Source organism: Bacillus sp. RC242, from assembly GCF_044908245.1.
Lineage (GTDB): Bacteria > Bacillota > Bacilli > Bacillales > Bacillaceae_G > Bacillus_A > Bacillus_A mycoides.
The window spans coordinates 256101-282173 of sequence record NZ_JBIYCZ010000004.1 but is presented as its reverse complement, the minus strand read 5'-3'; the positions used below and the strand labels follow the sequence as shown (position 1 = coordinate 282173).

Here is a 26073-nt window from a genome sequence, read left to right as displayed (position 1 = left end):
CGCCCTGTCATCCTATGACAGTTCTCACCTATTGATCTAATTTTTGATCGATAAATGATGTGTCTATATCCGAACCAAACCATTCTGCCAACTTCACTCGCGACTTATCTTTCACATCTTCATTTACGTATATCGATGCTTGTAATAGTGCGGCCATTAACGCACCTAAATCATCCGTATAACCGACTCCAGCAATGAAATCTGGAATGGCATCAATCGGTGCAATGAAATAAGCAAGTGCTCCGATTACAATAATTTTCACTCGTTTTGGAACATCCGGCCTTTGCAAAACGTAAAACAACAATAAACTCGCGTAGATTACCGACTGCCCTGCCTGCTTCGCAACATGTTTTATTTTCTTCCAAAACGCTTCAACTGAAAATTTTTGTTTCATTCAAAAGCCTCCCTATTTTCAAAAGAAATAAGCTACAATATGTTATGTTATCAGTAAAAGTTCATCAAAATTACACATAATCTATCAATGAAATTTCATTGTAACAAACAAAACCAAAAAGAACAAGTGTTCGTTAATTTTTTCATATTTTCCTTCATATAATAGTTTTCTAGACAACCACTTAAAGATTTCTATTCCATATTTCTCAACCAAAAAACTTTCAATTCCGCTTAACATTCTTTTCTATTTTTGTTATATTTTCTAGTTGACGGGCATATAAACGAATGTTAAAGTTTTCTCTGGTAGTGACAAATCACATACAAAAAATGTAAAATGTTATAGTGTTTCTCAGAAATGAATTTTGTTGTATAATACAGAAATGACGTTATGCTTATGAGCAGCACAAGAAACCAAAAAGGGTATGCATAGTTAAAGTCGTATATGGGTGAATATAGAAACTCTAATTATGGCCAAGAAAACTATGTATTTTTTATTTTAGCATTTTTCGCTCCAAAATCGACCAAGCCTGATAGAGAAAGGGTGGAAATGAATGAAAGAAACCATGAAATCACAATTTCAAAATGTGCGTTTCACTTTATTCGTAGCTTTGGCCGTATGGCTAAAATCCTACATCATTACACGCACTAGCTTCGATTTAAAACTTGAATCTTTCATGCAAGAATTCATTTTATTCATTAGTCCATTAGCAGCATCATTACTGTTTGTGGGTCTTGCATTATTTGCAAAAGGGAAAAAACGTAACTATATAGCACTAGGAATTAACTTTATCTTAACGTTCATTCTTGTTGGTAACGTAATGTTCTACGGATTCTACAATGACTTCGTTACTTTACCAGTACTAGGACAAACGTCTAATTTCGGAAGTTTAGGTTCTAGTGTGAAAGAATTATTTAACTTCAAAATCATCCTTGCATTTGCGGATATTATCGTATTCTTCGTTCTATTGAAGAAGAAGAAAGATTTTGCACCGACAGAGCGGGTAGCACGTCCGATGCGTTCCCTATACTTCGTGTCAACAGTTGCTATTTTCTGCGTAAACCTAGGATTTGCAGAAGCTGAGCGTCCAGAACTATTAACACGTTCATTCGACCGCGTTATGCTTGTTAAAAACTTAGGATTATATGTACACCAAGCATACGATCTTGGCCTACAAGCAAAATCAAGTTCACAAAAAGCGTTTGCTGATAGTAGTAAATTACAAGAAGCAGAAAACTATGTGAAAACAACACAAAGTAAACCAGATCCAAATATGTATGGTACTGCAAAAGGGAAAAACGTAATTGTTGTCTCTCTTGAATCATTACAAACATTCTTAATTGGTGCGCAAGTTAATGGACAAGAAGTTACACCATTCCTAAACCAATTTGCGAAAGAAAGTTATTACTTCGATAACTTCTTCCATCAAACTGGGCAAGGTAAAACATCTGATGCTGAATTCTTAGTAGATACTTCGTTATATCCACTAGACCGTGGTGCTGTATTCTTCACACACGGTAACAACGAATATACAGCAACTCCAGAAATTTTGCGTGAGCAAGGGTATCACACATCAGTATTCCATGCAAACAACGCAACATTCTGGAACCGTAATATTATGTATCCGGCACTTGGTTATGATCGTTACTACAACGAACTTGACTACAAGATTACGCCAGAAACAAAATTAAACTGGGGACTAAAGGATATCGAATACTTCGATCAGTCTATCGATATGTTAAAACAAGTGAAGCAGCCGTTCTATACTCGCTTCCTTACTTTAACAAACCATTACCCATTCACTTATGATGACAGTACGAAATTAATCGACGAGTACAATTCTGGTGATGGAGTATTTGACCGCTATATGGTAACAGCTCGCTACTTAGACGAAGCAATGAAGCACTTTATTGAGCGTCTAAAAGCTGAAGGTATTTACGACAACTCTGTTATCGTATTCTACGGTGACCATTATGGTATTTCTGAGAATCATAACCGTGCAATGGCACAGTTCTTAGGAAAAGAAGAAATCACTACATTTGACCATATGAACTTACAAAAAACACCGATGTTTATTCACGTTCCAGGTCAAAAAGAGGGTAAAACAATTTCAAAACCAACTGGTGAAATTGACATTAAACCAACAATTCTAAACCTACTTGGTGTAGATTCTTCGAATCAAATCCAATTCGGTCATGATGTATTCTCACCAGACAATAAAGGATTCGTTGTTCTTCGTGACGGTAGCTTCATTACAGATAAGTACATGTACACAAACAGTACATTCTACGATCGTAACACAGGTGAAGTTGTACAATTACCGAAAGAAGAAGCTCAACCACTTATTGATCGTGCACAAAATGAATTGCACATGTCTGACAAAATCATTGAAGGCGACTTACTTCGCTTCTCTGAAAGCAATAAGATCAAAACTGGTGAAGTAAAAACGGTTATTAAAGAAGAAAAGAAGAGCGCTGAGTAACCTCAGCCTCTTTTTTATTTTCATCTCTACACATTCTTCTATACATTAACTTTAAAATTACATAACCTTCACCTAATATTTACACCACATTAACGAAACATTTTTATAATAAAATATGTAAACAAGGTTCTACATATTTCTTATCTCTCATCTTCAATAAGATCCCTTAAAGAAATATGTTCATCATTTGTTTTCAACTTTCTTATAATTGTCTTTCCAAGTGTTTTGTTTGCATAAATGAAACCTTTAAAGACGATTTCCCTATGAAAGATAGCTATCCTCCTTTTGCAACATTCCATACGAATGTTGCTTTTTTTTTTCAAAAAGCAGGATTCTTATTTCTCATTTCCGAATTTGTATATACAAAATGCTATAAAGTGAAACTTTCATCAGTGGGGGTTTTGTTCATCCCACACTGATTATTCGCCCTCACCAATCGGGCATTTACGGGCAGTTAATGCGGGATAAATCACCACTACTTCTCTGTGATTTACAAATACATATACGTCATATGTATAGAATTGCTTACATAAAAATTACTATAGTGATTTTTATTCATGTACTAACGAAAGGATGGGACGAAAATTGGCATACGAAAGATTTGTACTATGGAATGATGCAGTTATTGATACAACAAAACATCGCGCGTACATAGAAATTGAAGAAAGAGGTTTACAATTTGGCGATGGCGTCTATGAAGTTATTCGCCTTTATAACGGAAACTTTCACTTATTAGACCCACATTTAACAAGATTATATCGATCCCTTGAAGAAATAGAATTATCACTTCCTTTCTCAAAAGCCGAACTCATCATCTTACTCTACAAATTAATTGAAAATAATAATTTCCACGAAGACGGAACAATTTACTTACAAGTATCTCGTGGTGTACAAGCTCGAGCACATGCATTTTCATATGACATATCTCCGACAATCTATGCTTATATTTCAAAAAAAGAAAGACCATCTTTATGGATTGAATACGGTGTACGTGCTATATCAGAACCTGATACACGCTGGCTCCGCTGTGATATTAAATCGTTAAATTTATTACCAAATGTATTAGCTTATACGAAAGCTGAACGCAAAGGTTGTAAAGAAGCACTTCTCGTACGAAATGGTATTGTAACTGAAGGTAGCCACTCTAACTTCTTTCTTATAAAAAACGGAACACTGTATACGCATCCAGCCAATCACCTTATTTTAAACGGCATTATTCGTCAGTACGTCCTTTCTTTAGCTAACACTCTTCAACTTCCTGTAAAGGAAGAGCTTTTCAGCGTTCGCGATGTTTATCAAGCAGATGAATGCTTCTTTACGGGAACGACTATTGAAATTTTACCGATGACCCACCTTGATGGAACTGCAATTCAAGATGGTCAAGTTGGCCCTATCACAAAAATGCTACAAAAATCCTTTTTTCAAAGCTTGTTACAATCCAACATGTCATCTTCTTAAACACGAATAATTTCTATTCTCTCTACATCCAACATATGTATTTAAATAAAAATCAAGGTGTAGATTTATACCTTGATTTTTTCTTGTAATCTTTTTGTCATATTCAGATTCCCGCATAAGTCTTGACAGTAATCGACATGCTCTTTAGAATTTTTAACAGTTGGTAAATATTTCTTCACTACATTACAGACAGAAAGGAATCGACAAATTATGAAAAAATACCTTGCCGGTCTTGCGGCAGTGTCTGTAGCAGGAGGAGCAGCACCTATACTTGATAGCGTTCAAGCTGCCCCTGAACAAAACACACAAAAAGCTGCTACACAAACTGTCCAAGCTTCCGCATCAAACAGTTCATCTTATACGGTAAATGCTAGCGTGCTACATGTTCGCGCAGGATCTAGCACTTCTCACGATATTATCTCTCGCGTTTATAACGGTCAATCATTAAACGTAATTGGAGAAGAAAATGGTTGGTTCAAAATTAACCATAATGGGAAAACAGGTTATGTGAGTGGTGAATTTGTATCAAAAAATGGGGAAAAAACAAATAACAATGTAAGCACAGGTGGAAACAATAAAGTTACTGCTGATGTATTACGTGTACGTACCGCTCCTAACACTTCTAGTTCTGTTTCAGGACGTGTATATGAAGGACAAACATTAAACGTAATTGGTCAAGAAAATGGTTGGGTGAAAATCAACCATAATGGAAAAGTTGGCTATGTAAGTGGCGAATTCGTATCTGGTGTTTCTTCTAATGCAGGTTCTTCAAACAACAATACGAATAATACTGTAAAACCAGCAAGCGGAAACTATACAGTAAACGTATCTTCCCTTCGCGTTCGTACAGGTCCTAGCACTTCTCATACAACTATAGGTTCTGTGAAAAAAGGACAAGTAGTACAAGTTGTAGGCGAAGTTCAAGATTGGTTCAAAATCAATTATGCAGGACAAACAGCTTACTTAAGCAAAGACTACGTAACAAAAGGCGGTTCTAACGAAAACACCACGCAAGGTAACAACCAGGAACAAAACAATAATGTAACTGTTCAAACTGGTGGCACTTACGTCGTTAACGCAACATCACTACGTGTTCGTACGGGCCCTGCTACTTACCATAGCGTAATTGGTGGCGTATTAAATGGTACGAAATTAAACGTAATTGGATCTGAAGGTAGCTGGTTTAAAGTTAATTATCAGGGAAAAACAGGCTACGTTAGCAGCGAATTCGTAAAATTCGTTAAAGGTGGCACTACTACTCCTGAACAACCTGAGCAACCTAACCAAGGTGCAATTGGCGATTACTACATTAATGCTTCTGCACTAAATGTACGTAGCGGCGAAGGTACAAATTATAGAATCATAGGCGCACTTCCACAAGGACAGAAGGTTCAAGTAATCTCTGAAAACTCTGGATGGAGCAAAATTAACTACAATGGTCAAACTGGTTACATCGGAACACGTTTCCTATCTAAAACACCAGTTGGGGGCGCAGTAGATAATAAGCCTAATGAAAATCAAAACAATAACAATACAAGCAATAATAGCGGTGACAGTTCTTCTATACTTGCATACGCGAAATCTATGCAAGGCGTGCCATACGTTTGGGGCGGTTCTTCTGCTAATGGTGTCGACTGCAGTGGTTACATCTACCACGTATTTAAGAAATTTGGCCATAACATTAGCCGCCAAAGTGTTGCAGGATATTGGAGTAGCTTACCAAAAACTTCAAGTCCACAGCCAGGCGACTTAATTTATTTCCAAAATACTTATAAAGCTGGTCCTTCTCACATGGGTATTTACCTTGGAGGTGGATCGTTTATCCAAGCTGGAGATAAAGGTGTAGCAATCGCTTCATTAAGCAACTCTTATTGGAAAAGCCATTTCTTAGGGTATACGAAAGCACCTTAAGTGATAGTTTCAGAGGCTTCTAGTTTACTAGAAGCCTCTTTTTTTAAGGTTTCAATATATGAATCCCTCTTATTCTCTTTCTCACGAAAAAATTATGCGTTCATTCTCCTATTTCGTACACCATATTCTATAAAAATTGTCCAAAACGTTATCACAATGAATATATTTCAACAAAAAACATAACCTATTTCATGTCGATTCATTTTATATGTGTTTTTTCAAAGAATTTTCTTTTTATTTAAACTTTTCGTTAGACGTTTGACCTCCGATGTCCATTATGATAAGTTACTTAAGATGTTATATTCGCAAAAGTATAGACAACTGGTTTATACACTTTTTTACTATGAGGAAGGAGCATACACTGCATGAATGTTTTATGGGGAATTGGCGGCGTGATTGGAGTATTAGCAATCGCTTTCTTATTATCTTCCAACCGCAAAGCTATTAATTGGCGCACAATTTTAATCGCGCTAGCATTACAAATGTCATTTTCATTTATCGTATTACGATGGGATGCCGGAAAAGCAGGTTTAAAATACGCTGCAGATGGCGTTCAAGGATTAATTAATTTTTCTTACGAGGGAATTAAGTTCGTTGCTGGGGATTTAGTCAACGCAAAAGGACCTTGGGGATTTGTATTCTTTATTCAAGCACTACTTCCAATCGTATTTATTAGTTCATTAGTAGCAATCTTATATCATTTCGGTATTATGCAGAAATTTGTTAGCGTCGTTGGTGGTGCATTAAGTAAACTTCTTGGAACTTCTAAAGCAGAAAGCTTAAACTCAGTAACGACTGTATTTTTAGGACAAACTGAAGCTCCAATCTTAATTAAACCTTACTTAGCACGCTTAACAAATAGTGAATTCTTCACTATTATGGTAAGCGGTATGACAGCTGTTGCCGGATCAGTTCTTGTCGGCTATGCAGCAATGGGTATTCCGTTAGAGCACTTATTAGCAGCAGCAATTATGGCAGCTCCATCAAGTTTATTAATTGCGAAACTAATTATGCCAGAAACAGAAAAAGTAGATAACAACGTTGAACTTTCTACAGAACGTGAAGACGCAAACGTTATCGATGCAGCTGCACGTGGTGCATCTGAAGGTATGCAACTTGTTATTAACGTAGCAGCAATGTTAATGGCTTTCATCGCATTAATCGCTTTATTAAATGGTCTATTAGGATTAGTTGGGTCTTTATTCCATATTAAACTTAGCCTTGATTTAATCTTCGGTTACTTATTATCACCATTTGCAATCTTAATCGGGGTTTCACCGGGTGAAGCTATACAAGCAGCAAGCTTTATCGGTCAAAAACTTGCAATCAACGAATTCGTTGCATACGCAAACTTAGGACCTCACATGGCAGAGTTCTCTGCAAAAACAAATCTGATTTTAACATTCGCAATCTGTGGTTTTGCAAACTTCTCTTCTATCGCAATTCAATTAGGTGTAACAGGAACATTAGCTCCTACTCGCCGTAAACAAATTGCACAATTAGGGATTAAAGCAGTTATCGCTGGTACACTAGCGAACTTCTTAAATGCAGCAGTTGCAGGTATGATGTTCCTATAAATTAATGTACAGTCTCCTCTTTTAAAGAGGAGACTTTTTTGTATACTATAAATATAATTTTCATATATACTAAACACCACATGTCTAGATATCTAGATGATATGTTACGATAATTAGTATGTCTGTTTATTTTTTCTTGCACAAGAGGGATACTATTTGATGTCGCACGCTTTAAAAAAAATTCCAGCTACACGGTCCATTTATTAATAATTGTGCATACTACAAATATCCTGCATGAATTATCTTTAAGGAGGAAAGTTTCGTGAAAGATAAATCCTATAAAGTCCTTTCTATGTGGATTTTACAAATTTTATTTTATTTTACTACTGTACATGTGACGAAATATGAGCACGCGCTCATTTTTACAATTATATATGTCATCATAAATGTACTATTCCTATTTTTAGCTGATAAAACAGCATTTATTTTCTTTATACTGGGAACCATCATTTCAGTATTCTATTTATTTTATGAAGCGTGGCTTCACTTATGGAGTACATCAGATCAATGGGAATATATCATTACCCACTTCCTAATGGCAGCTAACTTCTTCATTGTTTATATTTCAACCCACCTATTAAAAAAGGTCATCCTTAAAAATAAAGAGTTAACTGAACGAGTGAGAGTGTTGGAGCAATACATCGGAGAATCAAAACTATTAACAAGGCAAGAATTCGAAAGACGACAAGCATTATTAAGGACTGCGATGGATCGTCGTAATGAAACAGGCATGATTATTTTCTTTGATTTCACTTCCTTTAGTAAATATACGAAGGAAAGTGTCATGGATCGTGTAGCTTCATTATTAGTTGATACAGTAAGAACTGACTTTGACCTTGCTGCTGAATATGAAAGCAATACATTGGTCATTTTATTACAAAACACAAATGAAGCTGGTGCTGATATTGTAATGAACCGTCTACATCCAAAAATGGAGCAATGGCTTGCCGCTGAAGCAATTCAAGATATTAAAATAAAACGAGAACAAATCAACACAAAAGGACAGACATTATTATGATGACACTCGTTATACTCCTTTTATTCCTTCTGTTCTGCGTACTCGTATTTTGGATTAGCATCACATTTTCAATCAAATATGTACTTATTTTTACTGCCTTTCTATTCTCAGGCCTACTCGTTTACTACTCTCTCTTAACACTCGCGGGCTTAATTCATCGAAATAGTAAACGAAAAGATCGTACGCTAGAACATTATCCAAGTGTAGATATTTTAATACCTGCCCATAATGAGGGTGTCGTTATTAAAGATACATTAGAAGCGATGGCAAAGATTGAATACCCGGGCAAATTAAACGTTTATTTATTAAACGATAACTCTCAAGATGAAACACCTGAAATTGGCGATGATTTCGACAAAGCTTATGCTCATATTCATCACATTCGTGTACCACCTGGCGAACCGAAAGGAAAATCGCGTGTATTAAACTACGGTCTTAGCATTTCAGATGGTGAATACTTCTGTGTTTACGATGCAGATAATCAACCTGAACCACATGCACTGCGAATGCTCGTAGAACATGCTGAAACCATCCAGGATGCCGTTGGAGCAGTTGGACACGTTCGTACAGTAAATGAAAAGAGAAATTGGCTTACACGAATGATTTCATTAGAATTTCAAATTTTCCAGCTCCTTATGCAATCTGGACGCTGGCTATTATTCCAAACAGGCTCACTGACCGGAACAAACATGCTTCTTCGTCGTTCCGCATTAGAAGAACTTGGCGGCTATGATCCTTATGCAATTGCAGAGGATGCCGAATTAACATTGAGAATTACCCAAAAAGGCTATCTCTTACCAATCGTCCCGGAATCGATTACATGGGAACAAGAACCTGAACATTTAAAAATTCTTATTAAACAGCGTACACGTTGGCTTCAAGGAAACTTATATATTTTAGAAAAAATGTTTTCTTCGCTAAGCTTCTTTAAAGGAAAGCTACTCGTCCATTCCTTACAGCAAGTTTTAGTATATGTCGTATTTTGGCTATTCTTAATCATTTCAAACGTTTGGTTTGTAATTGGACTGCTCGGGATATTCCAAATTCAATACAGCATTCCATTACTATTTATGTGGTATGTCGCATATATTACATATGTTTCTCAATTATTTAGTGCCCAGAGCGTCGAACGAACCTTTACACCAACCAACATTTTCATAAGCGTCATTATGTACTTTACGTACGCACAGCTCTTTACGTATTTGTTTATTCGCAGTCTCATTCTTTACTTACGTGCAAAGAGCAAGAAACAAGTAATTGGCTGGGATAAAACAGTACGATTTAAAAAGGAAAAATAAAGTGAAACTTTAATCAGTGGGGTTATTCATTTCCCACTGATTATTAGCCCTCATCAATCGGGCTTTTACGGAATAAAAAATAAGCACAGAGCGCCGTAAGCTCTGTGCTTATTTTTTACCGTAATACTATATATCAGACAATACCCCTTAGCTGAAAGTAATTTCACGTCCATCCCCCAACGAACGATCGACCTTCATTTATATACGAAAAAGTGATTGCTATTTTTGTAGAACCAGTTGCTTTTCTTGCTGCTCTTTGCGCGTTTCAGTCTTAGGTTCCGTGCTTTCTTGGACATTGCGATGTGCCACACGTTTCAAACAAATATGCTTCCACTTTCTTTCGTAACGTTTCATTATTCTAGATGTCCCCCTTGAATGCGATTTAAAAATATTTGAAATCGCTTACAGGAAATAATATAGCACATATACATAAAAGTGACAACACATTTCCGACATATTTTTGTCAAAAATATGAACATAATTTGCATAATATCGAATATTGTCGAAATATATCGATTTTCCTTTTCGAACTGCTGATATCACCCTTTTCCTAATAGGTGCATTAAAAAGGAGCTGATATAAAATCAGCCCCTTTCCTTCTATTATTAATGTTGTTTCATACGTCCTTCTTTTTGCAACTCTTTAAATAGTGCTGCAATCATAAAGAAAATAACAAATACGAACGGGAAGGCCGCAATAATCGACGCAGTTTGCAGCGCCTCTAATCCTCCGACATACAATAAGATCGAAGCTAACGCCGCTAGAACAATACCCCAAACCATTTTAATACGATTTGGTGGGTTTAAGCTACCATGTGTCGTTAACATCGCTAGAACAAACGTAGCAGAGTCTGCCGATGTAATAAAGAATGTTGAAATAAGTAAAATGGCTAACACACATAAAGCCGGTCCCATACTACCCATTTGGTCTAACATAGCAAACAATCCTACTTCTGTGCCCATTTCTTTAATTTGTCCATATATATTTGCATCATCAAATAGCTCCATGTGAATACCTGTTCCTCCGAAAACAGAGAACCAAAGCGCACCAATTACTGTTGGTACGAGTAACACACCAACAACAAATTCACGAATTGTACGCCCGCGTGACACACGAGCAATAAACGTACCTACGAATGGTGACCATGCAATCCACCATGCCCAGTAGAAAATTGTCCATGACTGAATCCATTGATTTCCGCCTTCATTTAATGGACTTAAACGGAAACTCATACTTGGCAATTCTTGAATGTATGAACCGATTGTTGAAGTGAAATAATTCATAATAAAGTTTGTTGGACCTGCAAATAATACAATTATCATAAGTGCAAACGCTAAAATAATATTCGCATTACTTAAATATTTAATTCCTTTATCGAGTCCCGTTTGTGCAGATAACATATAAAGAACAGTTACAATTCCTATGATTACTAGCTGTGTCGGTAATGAGTTCGGAATGGATGTTAAATAACTAACACCACCTGCAATTTGCTTCGCCCCAAGTCCTAATGATGTTGCCACACCAAATACTGTCGCAAATACAGCTAGAACATCAAACGTATGTGCAATACGGCCATGTTCACCGCCTTTAAATAGTGGACCCACTGTCGCACTAATTGTACTCGCTCTTCCTTTTCTAAATGTAAAATACGCAATACATAATGCTACAAGTGCATATAATCCCCACGGATGTAATCCCCAATGGAAAAATGAGAAACGAAGTGCAAGACGTGCACTCTCTTCAGTCGCACCCTCTCCAAACGGAGGTGTGTATAAATGATTCAACGGTTCTGCAACGCCCCAGAAAACCAAACCGATTCCCATGCCGGCACTAAATAACATAGCAAACCATGTCATATAACTATAATCAGGTTCATCATCATCTTTACCTAAACGAATCGAACCATACTTAGAAACAATTAAGAAAATAGCAATTCCTAAGAAAATAGAAACGGAAATAATATAGAACCATCCAAACTTACTAACTAACGCAGCTTGAATTACAGTCGTTACATTTCCTAAGCTACCTTTTCCAATAATAGATTCGGGAATAATCCCCCAAAGTGTAAATGCAATACATAATGTTAATGAGACAATAAATGTTTTCGTCAGTTTCCTCATCAAATCCCCCTTCGTATGTTTCATTTCTTGTAAAAATCATAAATTCCGATATGTTAAATCGGATAGAAAACCATAGTTTTTTGTGGTGATTTTCTTTCGGCTCTCTCAAGTTTGCCTTCACCAATTAGAGTTCTTATGGACAGCCTTACCTTCCGTACAACCTTTCCACTCTGCAAGAGCTACAAGATTGGAATACTACTGTCAAATTGTGTGAGAAAAATGCGGATGGGAAGAGATTTTCCCAAAAAAGGATGTGTTACAGTTTTAAAAAAGGGCAGATTTATTCTTTACAACCCTTTCTTCTTGTAACAATTATGCGGTTTTTTGCTAGTATATAGCGCGTGTTTATAACTTCACAAACGAGATGTTTATGTTTATATAACTATATTACCCATAAAACGGTAAAATACTCAAGGAATGTAACTGTATAGTAATCATTATGTAACACCTCTGTAATATTTTTATTTACACCGAAAAAAATATGTTGTATTAAATATTTTGAATATAACTAGAAACCTACTAATTATATGGAATGAAAAACGCTTTCCTTTCATTCAAGCTATATTACAAAGTGTTAACGACTTATTACGAATGGTTTGTAATTGTGTGTTTTCCCAAAATCCGAAAAAATCTGTTGCTATAATGAGGACACGAAAACAAACGCAATGGAGGCTATCATGAAAAAATTAATTGGAATAGCAACAGCAGCAGTTTTTGGTCTTGGGATTTTCACCGCATCTGCTAATGCAGAAACTGTTGTAACAACAGACGTACTAAACGTACGAGAAAACCCTACTACTGAATCAAAAGTTGTCGGTAAATTACAGAATGGTCATAAATTAGATGTTCTAAATACAGAAAACGGATGGTCACAAATCAAATTAGATGGTAAAGACGCATTCGTAAGTGCAGAGTTTACAAAGAACTCTTACTATGTAACAGCTAACGTATTAAATGTACGTGCTGAAGCGAACACAAACTCAGAAATTCTTGGAACGCTTAAGAAAGACGATATGATCGAAACAACGAACCAAGTACAAAATGAGTGGTTACAATTTGAATATAACGGGAAAACGGCTTATGTTCACGTTCCTTTCTTAACAGGTACAGCACCTGTTATCGAGAAACAAGAACAACCTGCTCCTGCTAAAACTGTAGCAGCAGCTAAGGCTCAAGCACCTGCACCAGTAAAAACAGCTGCTAAGCCTGCTGTGAAAGCTGCTGAAACTAGCGAACCTTCTAATGGTCGTGAGTTAACAGTTGTAGCTACAGCATATACAGCTCATCCGAGCGAAAACGGTGGCACATACGGCGGCCGTGTATTAACTGCAATGGGTCATGACCTAACAGCGAACCCAAACATGAAAATGATCGCTGTTGACCCGAAAGTAATCCCATTAGGATCTAAAGTATGGGTAGAAGGTTATGGAGAAGCGATCGCTGGTGATACTGGCGGTGCAATTAAAGGTAACCGTATCGACATTCTACTTGGATCAGATAGCGCTGCTAACAAATGGGGACGCAAAACTGTTAAAGTGAAAATTTTAAAATAACCAATGACTGCTAAGTTACAGCCGGTTCTCTTTATTGAGAGCTGGCTTTTATTTTTTATATAATACATATAAGGAGGTGACGTCCATGAATTTACAAGCTAAGGTAGACTGGGTCGGTACACCAAAACCGTACATATATAAAGATGATATAACATATGATGCTATCGCAATTGACTTCTCACTCGCAAGTGATGACAATCGCTATAAATTAATTGTGCTCAAGTCTGAAGAAAATACACATTACAAACTCGTACAATACGGAATAAAACCAGGCTCTCAAAAGCCATTCCCTATTGATATTCCATTCGAGCAAAACATGTTACCAATTATAAAACAAATATTACATGATCCATATGTAAAAGCGGTATTACAAGAATCACGCTCTTAATTCCCAAAAAGGATGCTACCTAGTAGGAAAGTTCAACTAGGCAACATCCTTTTTTGTAATCCAAATTTCATTTTTTCTGTTTTGAGCATTTTTTGTTTATAATGGTAAAGGAAAGAAATCTGTGTACGGAGGAATATTATGCTGCAAGACTCAATTACGAAAGATGAAATTATGATGATTGCGAATGAGTTCGTTCAAGGGCTTGATCCACAGCAAGTTGCTGATCAAGAGCATGTCGCTACAGCTCGGCAACTATATCGTAGTGGTGTTGTCTATAACGTTGACTTTGATGGCTATACGCTATCCGGAACTGTAAATGCTGAAGGCAGTGTATATAGCGTTCACATCCCGATTCGTAATGTCACTGAAAGCTATTGCGATTGCTTCGCGCCAACGCAATGTCAGCATATGCTTGCTGTGTTACTATCTGCAGCTTCTAGTTTTGGGCAAGTAGGAGATGTATTAACTTTATTCAAAAATAATACAAAACCTTCTCTTCCTCCTATTCGAACTGCACGACAAGTATTGCAATCATCAGCTTTTGAAGAAATGGATTATAAAAGTTGGCAAACATACTTTGAAAATGAATATGAATCATTTAAAAAAGAACAAGCGCGGCTCACTTATAAACAAATGTATTTTCTTATGAGTCTTTTTACAGACTTCTATACAAAATTAGAACGGAAAGCTCCGCGCATCGTTGCTATTCATGAATTATTTAAGTTGCACGCGGCACTTTATTGCTTTCAAAAATTATTAGAAGAAATTCAAGAATTTGAAGCAAACAAACTATATTCTTATCACCAACCAGTTAACGTCGTTCGCCTATTCGTTGATAAAGTTGAATCTACCGTTAGGGACCTAAAAACAGAGGCGATTCCAGAAGAATCCAAACCGATTTTAGAAGAAACAGCGCGGCTCATACATGAAGCATTCTTCTCTACCGATGCCTATACACAAGAGCGATTCTTCATTTATCGTCACGTATGGGGTGAACTGTTAAGAACAGAAGAGCAGCTACAAGAAGAAAAAAAACGAATCGATACTAAAATCAATCCACTTTCCAAAGCATTAGCATCTTCTCACCTGCTCTTTTTAAACGGTGAAGATGTATCGGCAATGGAATTACTGGAAAAACAGCCTTCTTCTGTTGTGAGCCTTTACTTCTATTGGTTAGAAGAATTATTAAGTGCGATGGAGTGGGACCGCGCTAAAGATTGGCTTTCCTTTACTTATAAACAAGTAAAAGAAACGATAACGGAACAAGAGAATACCGTCTTCATACAAGATATCGTTCGATTATTTGTGATGATGTATGAGACATATGCAACGCATACGAATGAACAAGCGGGATTAGAAATGATTTTACAAGAACTATTACCGTATAGTTTCACAAATTATGAACAATATGTACTTGCGAAGAAACAATACCATGCATGGACGGAACTTCAGCTCTTATATGGATTCGAAGTAATCGAACTTTTGAAAGAACCATTGAAAGATATTGAAAAAGAAGCGCCCGAAGCAGCACTTCCTCTCTATCACCATGCCGCAATGGAAGCAATTGAAGAGCGAAATCGCAAATCATATAAACGTGCCGTTCGTTACTTAAAGAAATTACGTATGCTTTATAAACGACTGAAGCGAACTGATGAATGGGATGCTTTCATTATTCATATCGCTAACTTACATTCACGTCTGCGTGCACTACAAGAGGAATTACGGAGAGGAAAATTAATCGATGATCATACAAACTGAAGTAACAATTAGGCTCCAGCACGTTAGTCAAGGTTGGTTCCTTTGGGTAGAAGATGATAGCGGTACTCTCTTATCCGTAGCAACTTGGAAAAAAAATGCATTCGCATGGCACTCTACTTCTTTCTACGGAACGTTTTTAAAAGAAGCAACGTACGAGGGAAAACAAGGCGTTATGTTAACGAATGCCCAGGCATTTGAATACATCGCAAATAAACCGATGAATTCATTTGCAAATATGCAAATGAACGGTCCTATTACGGCACTTACAAAGGACGCAAGTGAATTATGGGACGCTTTCGTCAGCGGCAGCTTCACACCTGACATGAAGCATTGGTCTCAGCAGCCATCTTGGAAAGTTCAGAATACCTCAATTGAAGATGACATGTTAGCATCTCTTTTCTCTGCCGCTGTGAACGAAAGTATTTTGCAAGATGCTCGCTCAAATGACGGATGGGAAGATGCAAAGAGACTATATGAACATTACGACTTTACGAAAAGGCAATTGGAAGCAGCACTACATGAAGAAGATTGGCTTCGAAAAATTGGTTACATTGAAGATGATCTTCCATTTACAGTCGGCTTAAGACTACAAGAACCGCAAGAAGAACTTGAAATGTGGAAGCTTGAAACAATCGTTACACCAAAACGTGGTGCACATCGCATATATGTATATGAAAGTATCGATTCCTTACCAAAACGATGGCACGATTACGAAGAACGTATCCTTGAAACACAAGAAGGATTCAGTAAGCTCGTACCATGGCTAAAAGAAGACGACAAGTTCCGAGAAGAACTCTTTGAAACGGAAGCTTGGAACTTCTTAACCGAAGCAAGTAATGAATTACTGGCAGCAGGTATTACAATTTTACTACCATCATGGTGGCAAAATTTAAAAGCAACAAAACCGAGGTTGCGTGTACAGCTGAAGCAAAGTACAGCACAAACACAGTCTTTCTTCGGCATGAATACGCTCGTTAATTTCGACTGGCGCATTTCAACGGACGGAATTGATTTATCAGAAAGCGAATTTTTCGAACTCGTTGAACAAAACAAACGTCTTTTCAATTTAAATGGTCAATGGATGAGACTTGATCCTGCCTTTATTGAAGAAGTAAAAAAACTAATGCACCGTGCCGATAAATATGGACTTGAAATGAAAGATGTGTTGCAGCAACATTTATCTAATACGGCAGAAACAGAAATTGTAGAAGACGATAGTCCGTTTACCGATATTGAAATCGAGCTAGATGGATATTACGAAGAGCTTTTCCAAAAACTTCTGCACATTGGAGATATTCCAAAAGTAGATGTACCATCTTCACTACAAGCAACACTCCGCCCGTATCAACAACACGGTGTTGAGTGGTTGCTATACTTACGAAAGCTTGGATTTGGAGCGTTATTAGCCGATGATATGGGACTCGGAAAAAGTATTCAAACGATAACTTACTTACTATACGCTAAAGAAAACAATCTCCAAACAGGTCCTGCATTAATTGTGGCACCAACATCAGTCCTTGGAAATTGGCAAAAAGAATTTGAGCGTTTCGCACCAAGCTTACGTGTTCAGTTACACTATGGAAGTAACCGATCTAAGGATGAGTCATTTAAAGATTTTCTTCAATCAGCAGATGTTATATTAACTTCTTATGCATTAGCTCAGCTTGATGAAGAAGAACTTAGTACGTTATGCTGGGACGCCGTTATTTTAGACGAAGCACAAAATATAAAAAACCCACATACGAAACAGTCGAAAGCAGTAAGAAACCTACAAGCAAATCACAAAATTGCTTTAACCGGTACACCGATGGAAAACCGACTTGCTGAGCTTTGGTCTATTTTCGACTTTATCAATCATGGGTATCTCGGAAGCTTAGGACAATTCCAGCGCCGCTTCGTCACACCGATTGAAAAGGACCGCGATGAAGGAAAAATCCAGCAAGTTCAGCGGTTTATCTCGCCGTTTTTACTGCGTCGTACGAAGAAAGATCAAACGGTCGCATTAAACTTACCAGATAAACAAGAACAGAAAGCTTATTGTCCACTAACTGGCGAACAAGCTTCCTTATATGAACAACTTGTTCAAGATACATTACAAAATGTAGAAGGATTAAGCGGAATTGAAAGACGCGGATTTATATTACTTATGCTGAACAAGCTAAAACAAATTTGTAATCACCCAGCCCTTTATTTGAAAGAAGAAGAACCACAAAATATCGTCGAGCGCTCTATGAAAACAAAAACGGTAATGGAGCTCATCGAAAATATAAAAGACCAAAATGAAAGTTGCTTAATCTTCACTCAGTACATTGGCATGGGGAACATGCTAAAAAGTATGTTAGAAGAAACATTTGGTCAGCGCGTCCTCTTCTTAAACGGGAGCGTACCGAAGAAAGAGCGTGACAAGATGATTGAGCAGTTCCAAAACGGAACGTATGACATCTTCATCTTATCGTTAAAGGCCGGCGGAACAGGATTAAACTTAACTGCCGCCAACCATGTCATTCACTATGACCGTTGGTGGAATCCAGCTGTAGAAAACCAAGCAACAGACCGTGCTTATCGCATCGGTCAAAAACGCTTCGTTCACGTTCATAAGCTTATTACAACGGGAACACTTGAAGAGAAGATTGATGAAATGTTAGAACGAAAACAATCATTAAACAACGCCGTCATTACAAGCGATAGTTGGATGACCGAACTATCAACCGACGAACTAAAAGAATTACTTGGCGTATAAAGTGAAACTTTAATCAGTGGGGTTTTGTTCATCCCCCACTGATTATTAGCCTTCACCAATCGGGCTTTTACAGGCAGTTAATGCGGGATAAGGTGGATATTTCTATTCCCACAAATAGCGGGATAAATGAAAAAGGAGCAAATCTCTAACTGAGATTAGCTCCTTTTTCTATGCCAAAACCAATTGCTTATTATAATTCCTGTTAACCCGCCGCACGTATCAAGCAATGAATCTTGCCACATCGGTGTACGGTCTCCCGTAAACCATTGATGAATTTCATCAAATGTTGCATACCCCGCAACGAAAAGGAGGGCGTATGCAAAGCACCTTTTTCTCGAATAACCCGATCGATGAAAAGCATAATACGTCAGTGAACCGAGCATAAAGAACACCATAAAATGAGCACCTTTACGAAGGAAAAACTCAACAAATCCACCTACACCTTTATTTGCGATACTAACAGGCGTACCTCCGCCATAATCAATAGATACCCATGAAAAATGCTCTTTTACAAACTCAACATTTACATATTGCTCAATATCCGAGCGCATATCCTGTTTTTTATATGGCTGTGCTGAAGAATAGAAAATAATCCCCATCCATAGTAATACAGGAATCCAAAATAACCATTTACGATTCATTCTCCCGAAAGCTCCTCTCTTAGTCTTTTAAGAGTACCAAAAAAAAGAAAAAATTTCACGCCAAAACATGACATTTACACCCTATTTATAAAGTGAAAGGGGGTGATAAACATGGTAGTTGAAACAATCGTAATGGATTTAACTTTACGCCTTGTATTAAACGGAGGATTAGACAAAAACGGTAAAACAGTTTTTAAGAACAAGCAATTCAAACGTGTAAAAACAAATGCAGATTTAGGAAAAGTACATGAAGTAGCACGTGCTCTTGCTTCACGCTGTACAACTTGTAAGCACGTCAGATCTTTCTAACCTATAAATAAAAAGGAGGGAATAAAGCATGCAAGTACTAGATTTAATTTTCGTGAAAGAAGATGGAAAAACAGTTGTCTTTTCTATCAATAATCCCATTACACCCGTAAATGAACACGTCGTAAATCAAGTAATGGATACCATTCTTTCTCCATCTGTATTTTCATCAATTGGTGAAAATACCTGTAAAGTAAGCGTCTAATACTCCCCACCTGCCATTTGTAAATAACCCATGAGATAATCTTCTTACATATTACATGTGGAGGTTTTTTTATGGAAAAACATCTATTAAAGAAAGACTGGGAAGCTGGTTCTAGTGCAAAAACTTCGAAGTATATGAAAATGATCTATTAAACTTGGAAATACTGATAGTGCTACTCTATAAAAGATGTGTGATCAGTATGGAAAAGGAGAATTTATTTAAGTGGAAACATTATCAACCAGACATCATCTTGTTAACTGTATGTTGGTACCTACGGTACAACTTAAGCTTTCGTGATTTGGTGGAAATGATGGAGGGACGAGGGTTATTCCTGGCTCATACAACTATTATGCGATGGGTACATCAATATGGGCCAGAGTTTGATAAACGAATTTGACGTCATCTCAAACAAACGAATAACTCATGGAGAGTGGACGAAACATATATAAAAGTAAAAGGACAATGGATGTATTTATATCGTGCCGTTGATTCTGAAGGAAACACGATTGACTTTTATTTGAGTAAATCTAGAAATCATAAGGCTGCAAAGCGATTCTTCAAGAAAGCCTTGCGGTCTTTTCATGTCTCAAAACCTCGTATCATCACGGTTGATAAGAACCCTGCTTATCCAATTGCTATCGAACAGCTGAAGAAAGAAAAAAGGATACCAATAGGCACCAAAATCCGAAGGATAAAATATTTAAATAACATAGTAGAACAAGATCATCGTTTTATTAAAAAACGTATACGCTCTATGTTGGGATTTAAATCATACAAAACATCAGCCTCTATATTGAGTGGTGTTGAAGCCATGCATATGGTCAAAAAAGAACAAATTGATTTGCAGGACTAGTCTGTCCAAAATCAGAATATTTTTATCAACCAGCTGTTTGGATTAACTGCTTAACAGGTGATTCCGTTAGGAATCCTTGATTTTTTTTATTTATCACCTTTTTGCACCAGAACCCGTTTTTCCGTATAGGGGGCACCATATCATTTCGGGAAAATTGTACGCTAAGGGCTGAAAACCCTTACTACAACAGTGTTCATAGAGGATAATTACATTTAAAATAAAGAGATGAATATTCTCTTTTTATTACTCAACGGGTATGTATTTTTGTAATTGTCTTAATTTTGAAATTTTATCGGACTTTTTATAGCTCTTTTTAATCCACTCTTCTTTTTTTTCTTCAATAATTTTTTTAACCTCCCTCCACGGTGTAGAGGGATCTAGTTCATAACCTACTTTATCTACATCTAGTCTAGAGATATCATTGAAATTAAAACACCTGTTATTATGCCAAATATCTTCCTTCTGTAATTGAAATATAGGTGCTAAATTAGTGCTATTCATATTTACAACAGGATGGTGATATTGAGTCAATAATAGATATTTAAAAACAGGTAAGTGTATACAATCAGAACCTTCAACTGATACACCATTATTAAGTTTATACTTTTGTTCTTGTAGAATTGCATAGTATTCATCACTTGATGTGCTTTTTATTTTCTCTAAAGAAATTTTCTCTGTTATTTCCTTTGCAAGGTCTATACTTTTAAATCTATGAAAATGACAATCACCGTGTAGGTTAGTACTAATTGCATTAATATTGGATTCGTTAATTAAATCAATTAGTACATTTCCCATACCATTTCCTTCTTTAATTGTTCTAAATACAAAGATAGATTCATACCCAAAATCAGCTTGATAATTAATACTCACAAAATCGTATCTGTATTTTGGGTTTAAAACCAATGATTCATCATATTTTAATCCATTTGTTATACTGTACATTTCCTTCTCCTTTTCGCAATATTATTTTCATATATGGTGACCCCTATTAGGCGTACCACCAGCATTCGTTAATTATCTTAACTTCGATGTGCGTGCTACCCCTTTAACTGAAATTTTATGCTTATTCATGCTTTATACCATTTTTCATACGTTTGTTAATTTTCAATTTGAAATAAAGGAACTTTCTAATTAAAGGCTAATGAATTCTCTATTCCCTGTCAACCTTAATAATAGTCATAAATTATATAATTTTACACTTATTCCCATGTCTTAATATTCTGATTTCAAGAAGCGAGGATGGTCTCGCCTATTTCATATTGAAATCGTAGTCTAATGTGTTCTAAAAAGAATGTTACAACTTGTTCACATTTTCACGTTTTTGTAAATCGTCAATTCATCTCCACTTTTATTACACCATAAGGTCTATGTTTTTGTTCACTGACTATCATGAAAAAGTTTTTTGTTTGTAAAATAGGTGAACTTTTGTCTCATTATTTTTGAGGTATTTTATGGACATGTATAAGTTCATTTTTTTAAAATAGCTATAAATCAACTTCTTTTAAGCAAAAACGATAGAGTCTCGTAAAAAGTGTGTCAAAAAAGTGTACTTTTTTTTGAGACATTTGTACACCTTTTCAAAATAAGTTGAGACTTTTTCCCATTAGTCAGAGTTAATAAAATTAAGACGTTATGTTATAATAACGCCTGTAAAATCATAAAAAATCCCTTTCGGTATTGGTAGCACCAAAAAGGTTAAAATACAACAAACTCAACGAGCCATCTTTCTGTTTTAGAAAGATAATTTTTCATATCTAAGACTTTACGAACTTTATCACACACATTATTCCACGTCACATCAGAAATAGATTCTGGTATAGTATTTAACATATAACTTAAAACATTTTCATTAGGGACATATAATTTAAAATCTTCCTTCGCCCTCGTAATACCTGTATATAATAAATTATTTGTATTCAATTTAGGTTAATTCTCTATAAATATAGCAACCTTTTCATATTCATTAGCTTGACTCTTATGAACAGTGAAAGCATATCACGAAACAACTTCCTCTGTATCCTCATATTTATAAAAAATCTCTCTGCCATCCAGATCAAGACACACACACCTTTATCATCATAAGCAATAATTTTCCCAGTATCACCATTACTAACATTTCTAGCTGAACTATTAGCAACAATCATAACCTGATCAGAAGAAGCGGGGCACATTTTAAAAAAAGTATCGTTTGGCTTACCGACGATGTTTGTGAAGAATGAGAAATAGATAGAAAATCAGCCAGTTAGAAGGACGAACAAAAATATATCAAATAGTGGAATAATCGAGATATGGAATAGGCAACGTCTCTCTCAAAAGTGAGAAAAGGAGACGAAATTATATGTTTAAAGGGCTTAAGCCAGCGCCAACAATCGAACGATTACCAGCAGATATGATTTATCGAGTATTACGTATTCGTGTGCTAATCGGGATTTCAGTTGGATATGCTGCTTATTACTTAGTTCGCAGTAACTTTACGTTATCTAGTACAAGAGTATGGTTTCAGTACATCACAAATCGGATTTTACTCGGTTCGATGATGGCAATTGTTTATGGATTTAGTACATTCTTTATGGGGAATTTATCCGATAAAGCTTTCGCCCAGCGCTTTATCGCAGTCGGTTCATTCTTATCAGGGTTTGTAAATATTTATTTCGGATTTACATCTTCATTCGGAATGATTGTTACATTACTTGTCGTTAACCCCATAAAAAAGGTGCACGCCTCATAGAAAAAACTGTATCTGAAGTTCAAATTACTCCGTAAATCAAAAAGACGAATCTGCATTATTTTGCAGATTCGTCTTTTTTCTTCGGCATTTCAATCGGGATAAAGATGTTTGAAAAACCAACACAAACATACTTATAATTCTCTCCGCCTACATCAAACTCTGTCTTATATGTCGAGAAGAAAATATAATCATTTCGCTTTGTATAATGATCAATTAATAATCCAACTTGTGGCTCAACATACTTATTTGCCAATTTCTTTCCCGCCGATGCTATATCGCCAAGTATACCCTCTTTGTTTTCTTTCTCAACCTCGTCTAGCTTCTTACTCACATCATTACGCTTCATAAATTGTTTTGCTGCCCAATCCGTATATTCTCCCTTACCCGGATTACTATTTGCTAAATAAACTAAGAGAATAACAGCTAGAGCCATAATAATATATTTTTTCTTCATGCTATATCACCGCCTACTCTTTTCTATTTTCATATATATGTACAAGCGATGCAAATTAGAAAGACTATCATCTATTGATTGTAAACGAACAGTAAAAATTTACAATACGCAACAGAAGATTAATAGTAACTTTACATAATTCATATATATAATTATATACGAATTAATTTCTATAAGGGAGGATTTAGAATCATGGATAATGAAAATGATATTTTTATTTCTCGTTCTACAATGATGCTCGAACCTTGCAAACACCCTTATTACCGGACAAAAATTATTGATAGTAGCGGTGACCCCCTGCACTCTTGCCAAACAGCTATCCAGCTCATAAAGAAATCTTGTCTAACAAATGTTCATTCTACTTATCAAGGTAGACGGCATGCAGTCCAAGCAAACTTTAATTTCAAACGAAATGTTCCGATTCCAATTAATCATAGAGAATATATTTGCGTTTTCCCAACAGAATCTCCTTCTTCTCCAAACTGTATTTGGTTGTTCTATAACCATATAGATGATATAGAGTTTTCTAGGAAAACTAAACCATCGATCATTCGTTTTTCAAATGGAACTACCGTAACAATACTAATCAGTCCTCATAAGTTGCAGCAACAATTCTTGAAAGCTGGGCATGTATTATCCCGAATGAACATGAAAGATTCACTACACGTAAAAAACCTCTTGCCACATTTAATGTATTAAAGTAAATAGAATGGAACGCAATATTTCCCTTGCCTTCCATTCTATTTATTATTCTTATCCCCTTACACTATCTCGCATTTTCTCAAGCGCTTGTCGATATAACCATCTCACTTGATAATACGTCATCCCTATTTCATTGGCTATCTCTCCCATATTTTCCCCTACAAAGAACCGCTCTGAAATGATGTGCTTCTCCCTATCATCTAACACACTCATAAAGTCCTTCGCTCTCGTTCCTGCATCTTCACACTCAAATCGTTCCTCATACTGATCAGTGCATACATACCTCTCTTGCACTACGCATTCTTTCTTCAACCTCTCCAATATATAACCACGTACCGATACAACCGCATAAGCAGGAAAACTACCTTTCTCCTCCTCATATCTTTCATAAGCATGCCAAAGGCCAATTAAACTACATTGATAATACTCTTCATAATCTTGGTAAATATTTAACCTCTTTATTTGATTTACAATCATACCTTCATACAAAACAACCGTATCTGCAAAAGTCTCTGGCTTCACAAAGTACCCGTTTCTAAAAGGTATACCTCTTCAGTATTCCGCGGTACCTCTACAATATAAAATAAAAAAAGAAATTTCATTGTGAGTAATTTCAAATACTGCTGACGGAACTTGAACTTACACTAGGCAGTATTTGAAATTCTGATGGGGGTATTTGAAATAGGGGTAAAAATAAAAAAGGTGACTCTCGAGAGAGTCACCTTTTTAAAATAATATGTTATGCACCAAAATCAGAGAACATGCCGCCTAACATACTAAACCCAATTGTAAGGATAAAGAATATAGAAATTAAAATTATTGCTTGTTTTTTACTTAAACCAGCAACGATATGCAAGCCTAATCCAGTTAAAATTAAGCTCCAAATGTTAAAGACTTCAAATGCAGAACCAATACCATATGCAATTGTTCCTTGTTCAAATAAAGGCCCTAAACTTGTATATTTATCAGCACCATTCCCACCAAGAATATATCCTAAAGCTACATTAAGAAGACTACCAACATAAAAGACAACATTTGCATATATATAAATAGATAATATCTTCATATACGGAGTATCATTGCTCATAAACATCATAATAACTTTATAAAATCCTGCTACCACAAAAAGACCAACAGCTGTTCCAACTAGACCTCCAATAGATCCAAATCCAAGTGTAGTCCACTTCATTATCCCCGTCGTATCATCCTTAACCAGCTTCGCTAGCTCCGGAGTATTAAGTAACCCTAAATAAGCTACCGCTGCTGATAAGATTGTCCCCATTAAAAGAAATAAGAAAAATCCTCCCCAGACTGGGCTTTTCGTCTTCATTCTCTCAAACTGTAAGCCTGGAGAAGTAACCATTCCAAATAATGACGGCTTCTTCGCACCTTCATCTTGCGTATTAATATTCATTTCCATTATAACGCCTCCCTCTATTTATATAACCCGTTCTAACGGGCGGTTCACATCCTCATGTAGAGGCTACGAA

21 protein-coding genes and 4 pseudogenes are annotated in these 26073 nt (G+C 36.2%); 16 read left to right on the top strand and 9 right to left on the bottom strand.

The window, feature by feature from the left end; genetic code table 11:
• Positions 1-28: 28 nt before the first annotated feature.
• Complete coding sequence (locus ABH957_RS10500; protein ID WP_002089647.1) at positions 29-394, bottom strand: YkvA family protein; 366 nt, start codon at positions 392-394, stop codon at positions 29-31.
• A 550-nt stretch (positions 395-944) separates the two neighbouring features.
• On the opposite strand from ABH957_RS10500, the gene ABH957_RS10495 reads away from it, so the two are divergent.
• From ABH957_RS10495 to ABH957_RS10470, 6 genes are all read left to right on the top strand, one after another.
• Positions 945-2873, top strand: coding sequence for an LTA synthase family protein (locus tag ABH957_RS10495; RefSeq protein ID WP_002089649.1), 1929 nt, complete (start codon positions 945-947; stop codon positions 2871-2873).
• Between the two features lie 573 nt (positions 2874-3446).
• The gene (locus ABH957_RS10490) at positions 3447-4331 is read left to right on the top strand and encodes a D-amino-acid transaminase (protein ID WP_404511169.1); all 885 of its coding nucleotides are present in this window, start codon (positions 3447-3449) and stop codon (positions 4329-4331) included.
• A 210-nt stretch (positions 4332-4541) separates the two neighbouring features.
• Positions 4542-6242 (top strand): C40 family peptidase, encoded by a 1701-nt coding sequence (locus ABH957_RS10485; protein WP_002192265.1) that lies wholly within the window; start codon positions 4542-4544, stop codon positions 6240-6242.
• A gap of 365 nt (positions 6243-6607) precedes the next feature.
• Entirely contained in the window at positions 6608-7819 is a 1212-nt protein-coding gene (locus ABH957_RS10480) for a NupC/NupG family nucleoside CNT transporter (RefSeq protein ID WP_002184643.1), read from the top strand.
• Positions 7820-8081: 262 nt separating this feature from the next.
• Entirely contained in the window at positions 8082-8837 is a 756-nt protein-coding gene (locus ABH957_RS10475) for a dGTP triphosphohydrolase (RefSeq protein WP_404511167.1), read from the top strand.
• Entirely contained in the window at positions 8834-10135 is a 1302-nt protein-coding gene (locus ABH957_RS10470; RefSeq protein WP_000988776.1) for a glycosyltransferase family 2 protein, read from the top strand. Before ABH957_RS10475 ends, ABH957_RS10470 begins: the two co-directional genes overlap by 4 nt.
• Before the next feature lie 219 nt (positions 10136-10354).
• Here the strand turns inward: ABH957_RS10470 and ABH957_RS10465 are convergent, their stop codons facing one another.
• Together ABH957_RS10465 and opuD are read right to left on the bottom strand one after the other, a co-directional pair.
• A complete protein-coding gene (locus tag ABH957_RS10465; protein WP_000833065.1) occupies positions 10355-10489 on the bottom strand; it encodes a hypothetical protein in 135 nt (44 codons plus the stop codon).
• Positions 10490-10740: 251 nt separating this feature from the next.
• Positions 10741-12255: a glycine betaine transporter OpuD gene (gene opuD, locus ABH957_RS10460; protein ID WP_404511165.1), complete on the bottom strand. Its 1515-nt coding sequence runs from the start codon at positions 12253-12255 to the stop codon at positions 10741-10743.
• A 677-nt stretch (positions 12256-12932) separates the two neighbouring features.
• Between opuD and ABH957_RS10455 the strand changes: the two genes are divergently transcribed.
• The 4 genes from ABH957_RS10455 to ABH957_RS10440 all read left to right on the top strand — a co-directional run bounded on the left by ABH957_RS10455 (position 12933) and on the right by ABH957_RS10440 (position 18694).
• Positions 12933-13808, top strand: coding sequence for a cell wall-binding protein EntA (locus tag ABH957_RS10455; protein ID WP_404511163.1), 876 nt, complete (start codon positions 12933-12935; stop codon positions 13806-13808).
• Positions 13809-13893: 85 nt separating this feature from the next.
• On the top strand, positions 13894-14196 hold the full coding sequence (locus ABH957_RS10450; protein WP_404491463.1) for a DUF3910 family protein: 303 nt from the start codon (positions 13894-13896) through the stop codon (positions 14194-14196).
• Between the two features lie 138 nt (positions 14197-14334).
• Positions 14335-15954, top strand: coding sequence for an SWIM zinc finger family protein (locus ABH957_RS10445; protein ID WP_002068435.1), 1620 nt, complete (start codon positions 14335-14337; stop codon positions 15952-15954).
• Positions 15938-18694 carry a DEAD/DEAH box helicase gene (locus ABH957_RS10440; protein ID WP_404511161.1) on the top strand — a complete coding sequence of 919 codons (2757 nt, stop codon included), beginning with the start codon at positions 15938-15940 and terminating at the stop codon, positions 18692-18694. The genes ABH957_RS10445 and ABH957_RS10440 overlap by 17 nt, the downstream gene beginning before the upstream one ends.
• A gap of 155 nt (positions 18695-18849) precedes the next feature.
• On the opposite strand, the gene ABH957_RS10435 is transcribed toward ABH957_RS10440, so the two are convergent.
• Entirely contained in the window at positions 18850-19335 is a 486-nt protein-coding gene (locus tag ABH957_RS10435; RefSeq protein WP_404454676.1) for a VanZ family protein, read from the bottom strand.
• Between the two features lie 111 nt (positions 19336-19446).
• Here ABH957_RS10435 and ABH957_RS10430 point away from each other — a divergent pair.
• The 3 genes and pseudogenes from ABH957_RS10430 (at position 19447) to ABH957_RS10420 (ending at position 20699) form a co-directional block, all read left to right on the top strand.
• Positions 19447-19651, top strand: a pseudogene (locus ABH957_RS10430) (DUF1659 domain-containing protein).
• 21 nt (positions 19652-19672) lie between these two features.
• Positions 19673-19846, top strand: a complete 174-nt coding sequence (locus ABH957_RS10425; RefSeq protein WP_404511159.1) for a DUF2922 domain-containing protein — start codon at positions 19673-19675, stop codon at positions 19844-19846.
• 199 nt (positions 19847-20045) lie between these two features.
• A pseudogene (locus ABH957_RS10420) lies at positions 20046-20699 on the top strand (IS6 family transposase).
• A gap of 243 nt (positions 20700-20942) precedes the next feature.
• Here ABH957_RS10420 and ABH957_RS10415 read toward each other — a convergent pair.
• The gene (locus ABH957_RS10415; RefSeq protein ID WP_404511157.1) at positions 20943-21641 is read right to left on the bottom strand and encodes a hypothetical protein; all 699 of its coding nucleotides are present in this window, start codon (positions 21639-21641) and stop codon (positions 20943-20945) included.
• A gap of 753 nt (positions 21642-22394) precedes the next feature.
• Positions 22395-22619: a hypothetical protein gene (locus ABH957_RS10410; protein WP_353050948.1), complete on the bottom strand. Its 225-nt coding sequence runs from the start codon at positions 22617-22619 to the stop codon at positions 22395-22397.
• A 231-nt stretch (positions 22620-22850) separates the two neighbouring features.
• On the opposite strand from ABH957_RS10410, the pseudogene ABH957_RS10405 reads away from it, so the two are divergent.
• A pseudogene (locus ABH957_RS10405) lies at positions 22851-23018 on the top strand (ABC transporter substrate-binding protein); the annotation flags it as partial.
• 19 nt (positions 23019-23037) lie between these two features.
• Positions 23038-23406, top strand: a pseudogene (locus ABH957_RS10400) (MFS transporter); the annotation flags it as partial.
• 76 nt (positions 23407-23482) lie between these two features.
• On the opposite strand, the gene ABH957_RS10395 reads toward ABH957_RS10400, so the two are convergent.
• Positions 23483-23881: a DUF4359 domain-containing protein gene (locus ABH957_RS10395; protein WP_404511155.1), complete on the bottom strand. Its 399-nt coding sequence runs from the start codon at positions 23879-23881 to the stop codon at positions 23483-23485.
• Between the two features lie 192 nt (positions 23882-24073).
• On the opposite strand from ABH957_RS10395, the gene ABH957_RS10390 reads away from it, so the two are divergent.
• A complete protein-coding gene (locus ABH957_RS10390) occupies positions 24074-24580 on the top strand; it encodes a competence protein ComK (protein WP_404511153.1) in 507 nt (168 codons plus the stop codon).
• Between the two features lie 54 nt (positions 24581-24634).
• Here the strand turns inward: ABH957_RS10390 and ABH957_RS10385 are convergent, their stop codons facing one another.
• Both ABH957_RS10385 and yknW read right to left on the bottom strand, forming a co-directional pair.
• Positions 24635-25105 carry a sigma-70 family RNA polymerase sigma factor gene (locus ABH957_RS10385; RefSeq protein WP_404511151.1) on the bottom strand — a complete coding sequence of 157 codons (471 nt, stop codon included), beginning with the start codon at positions 25103-25105 and terminating at the stop codon, positions 24635-24637.
• Between the two features lie 217 nt (positions 25106-25322).
• Positions 25323-26003, bottom strand: coding sequence for a YknW family membrane protein (gene yknW, locus ABH957_RS10380; protein WP_000425723.1), 681 nt, complete (start codon positions 26001-26003; stop codon positions 25323-25325).
• Between the last annotated feature and the right edge of the window lie 70 nt (positions 26004-26073).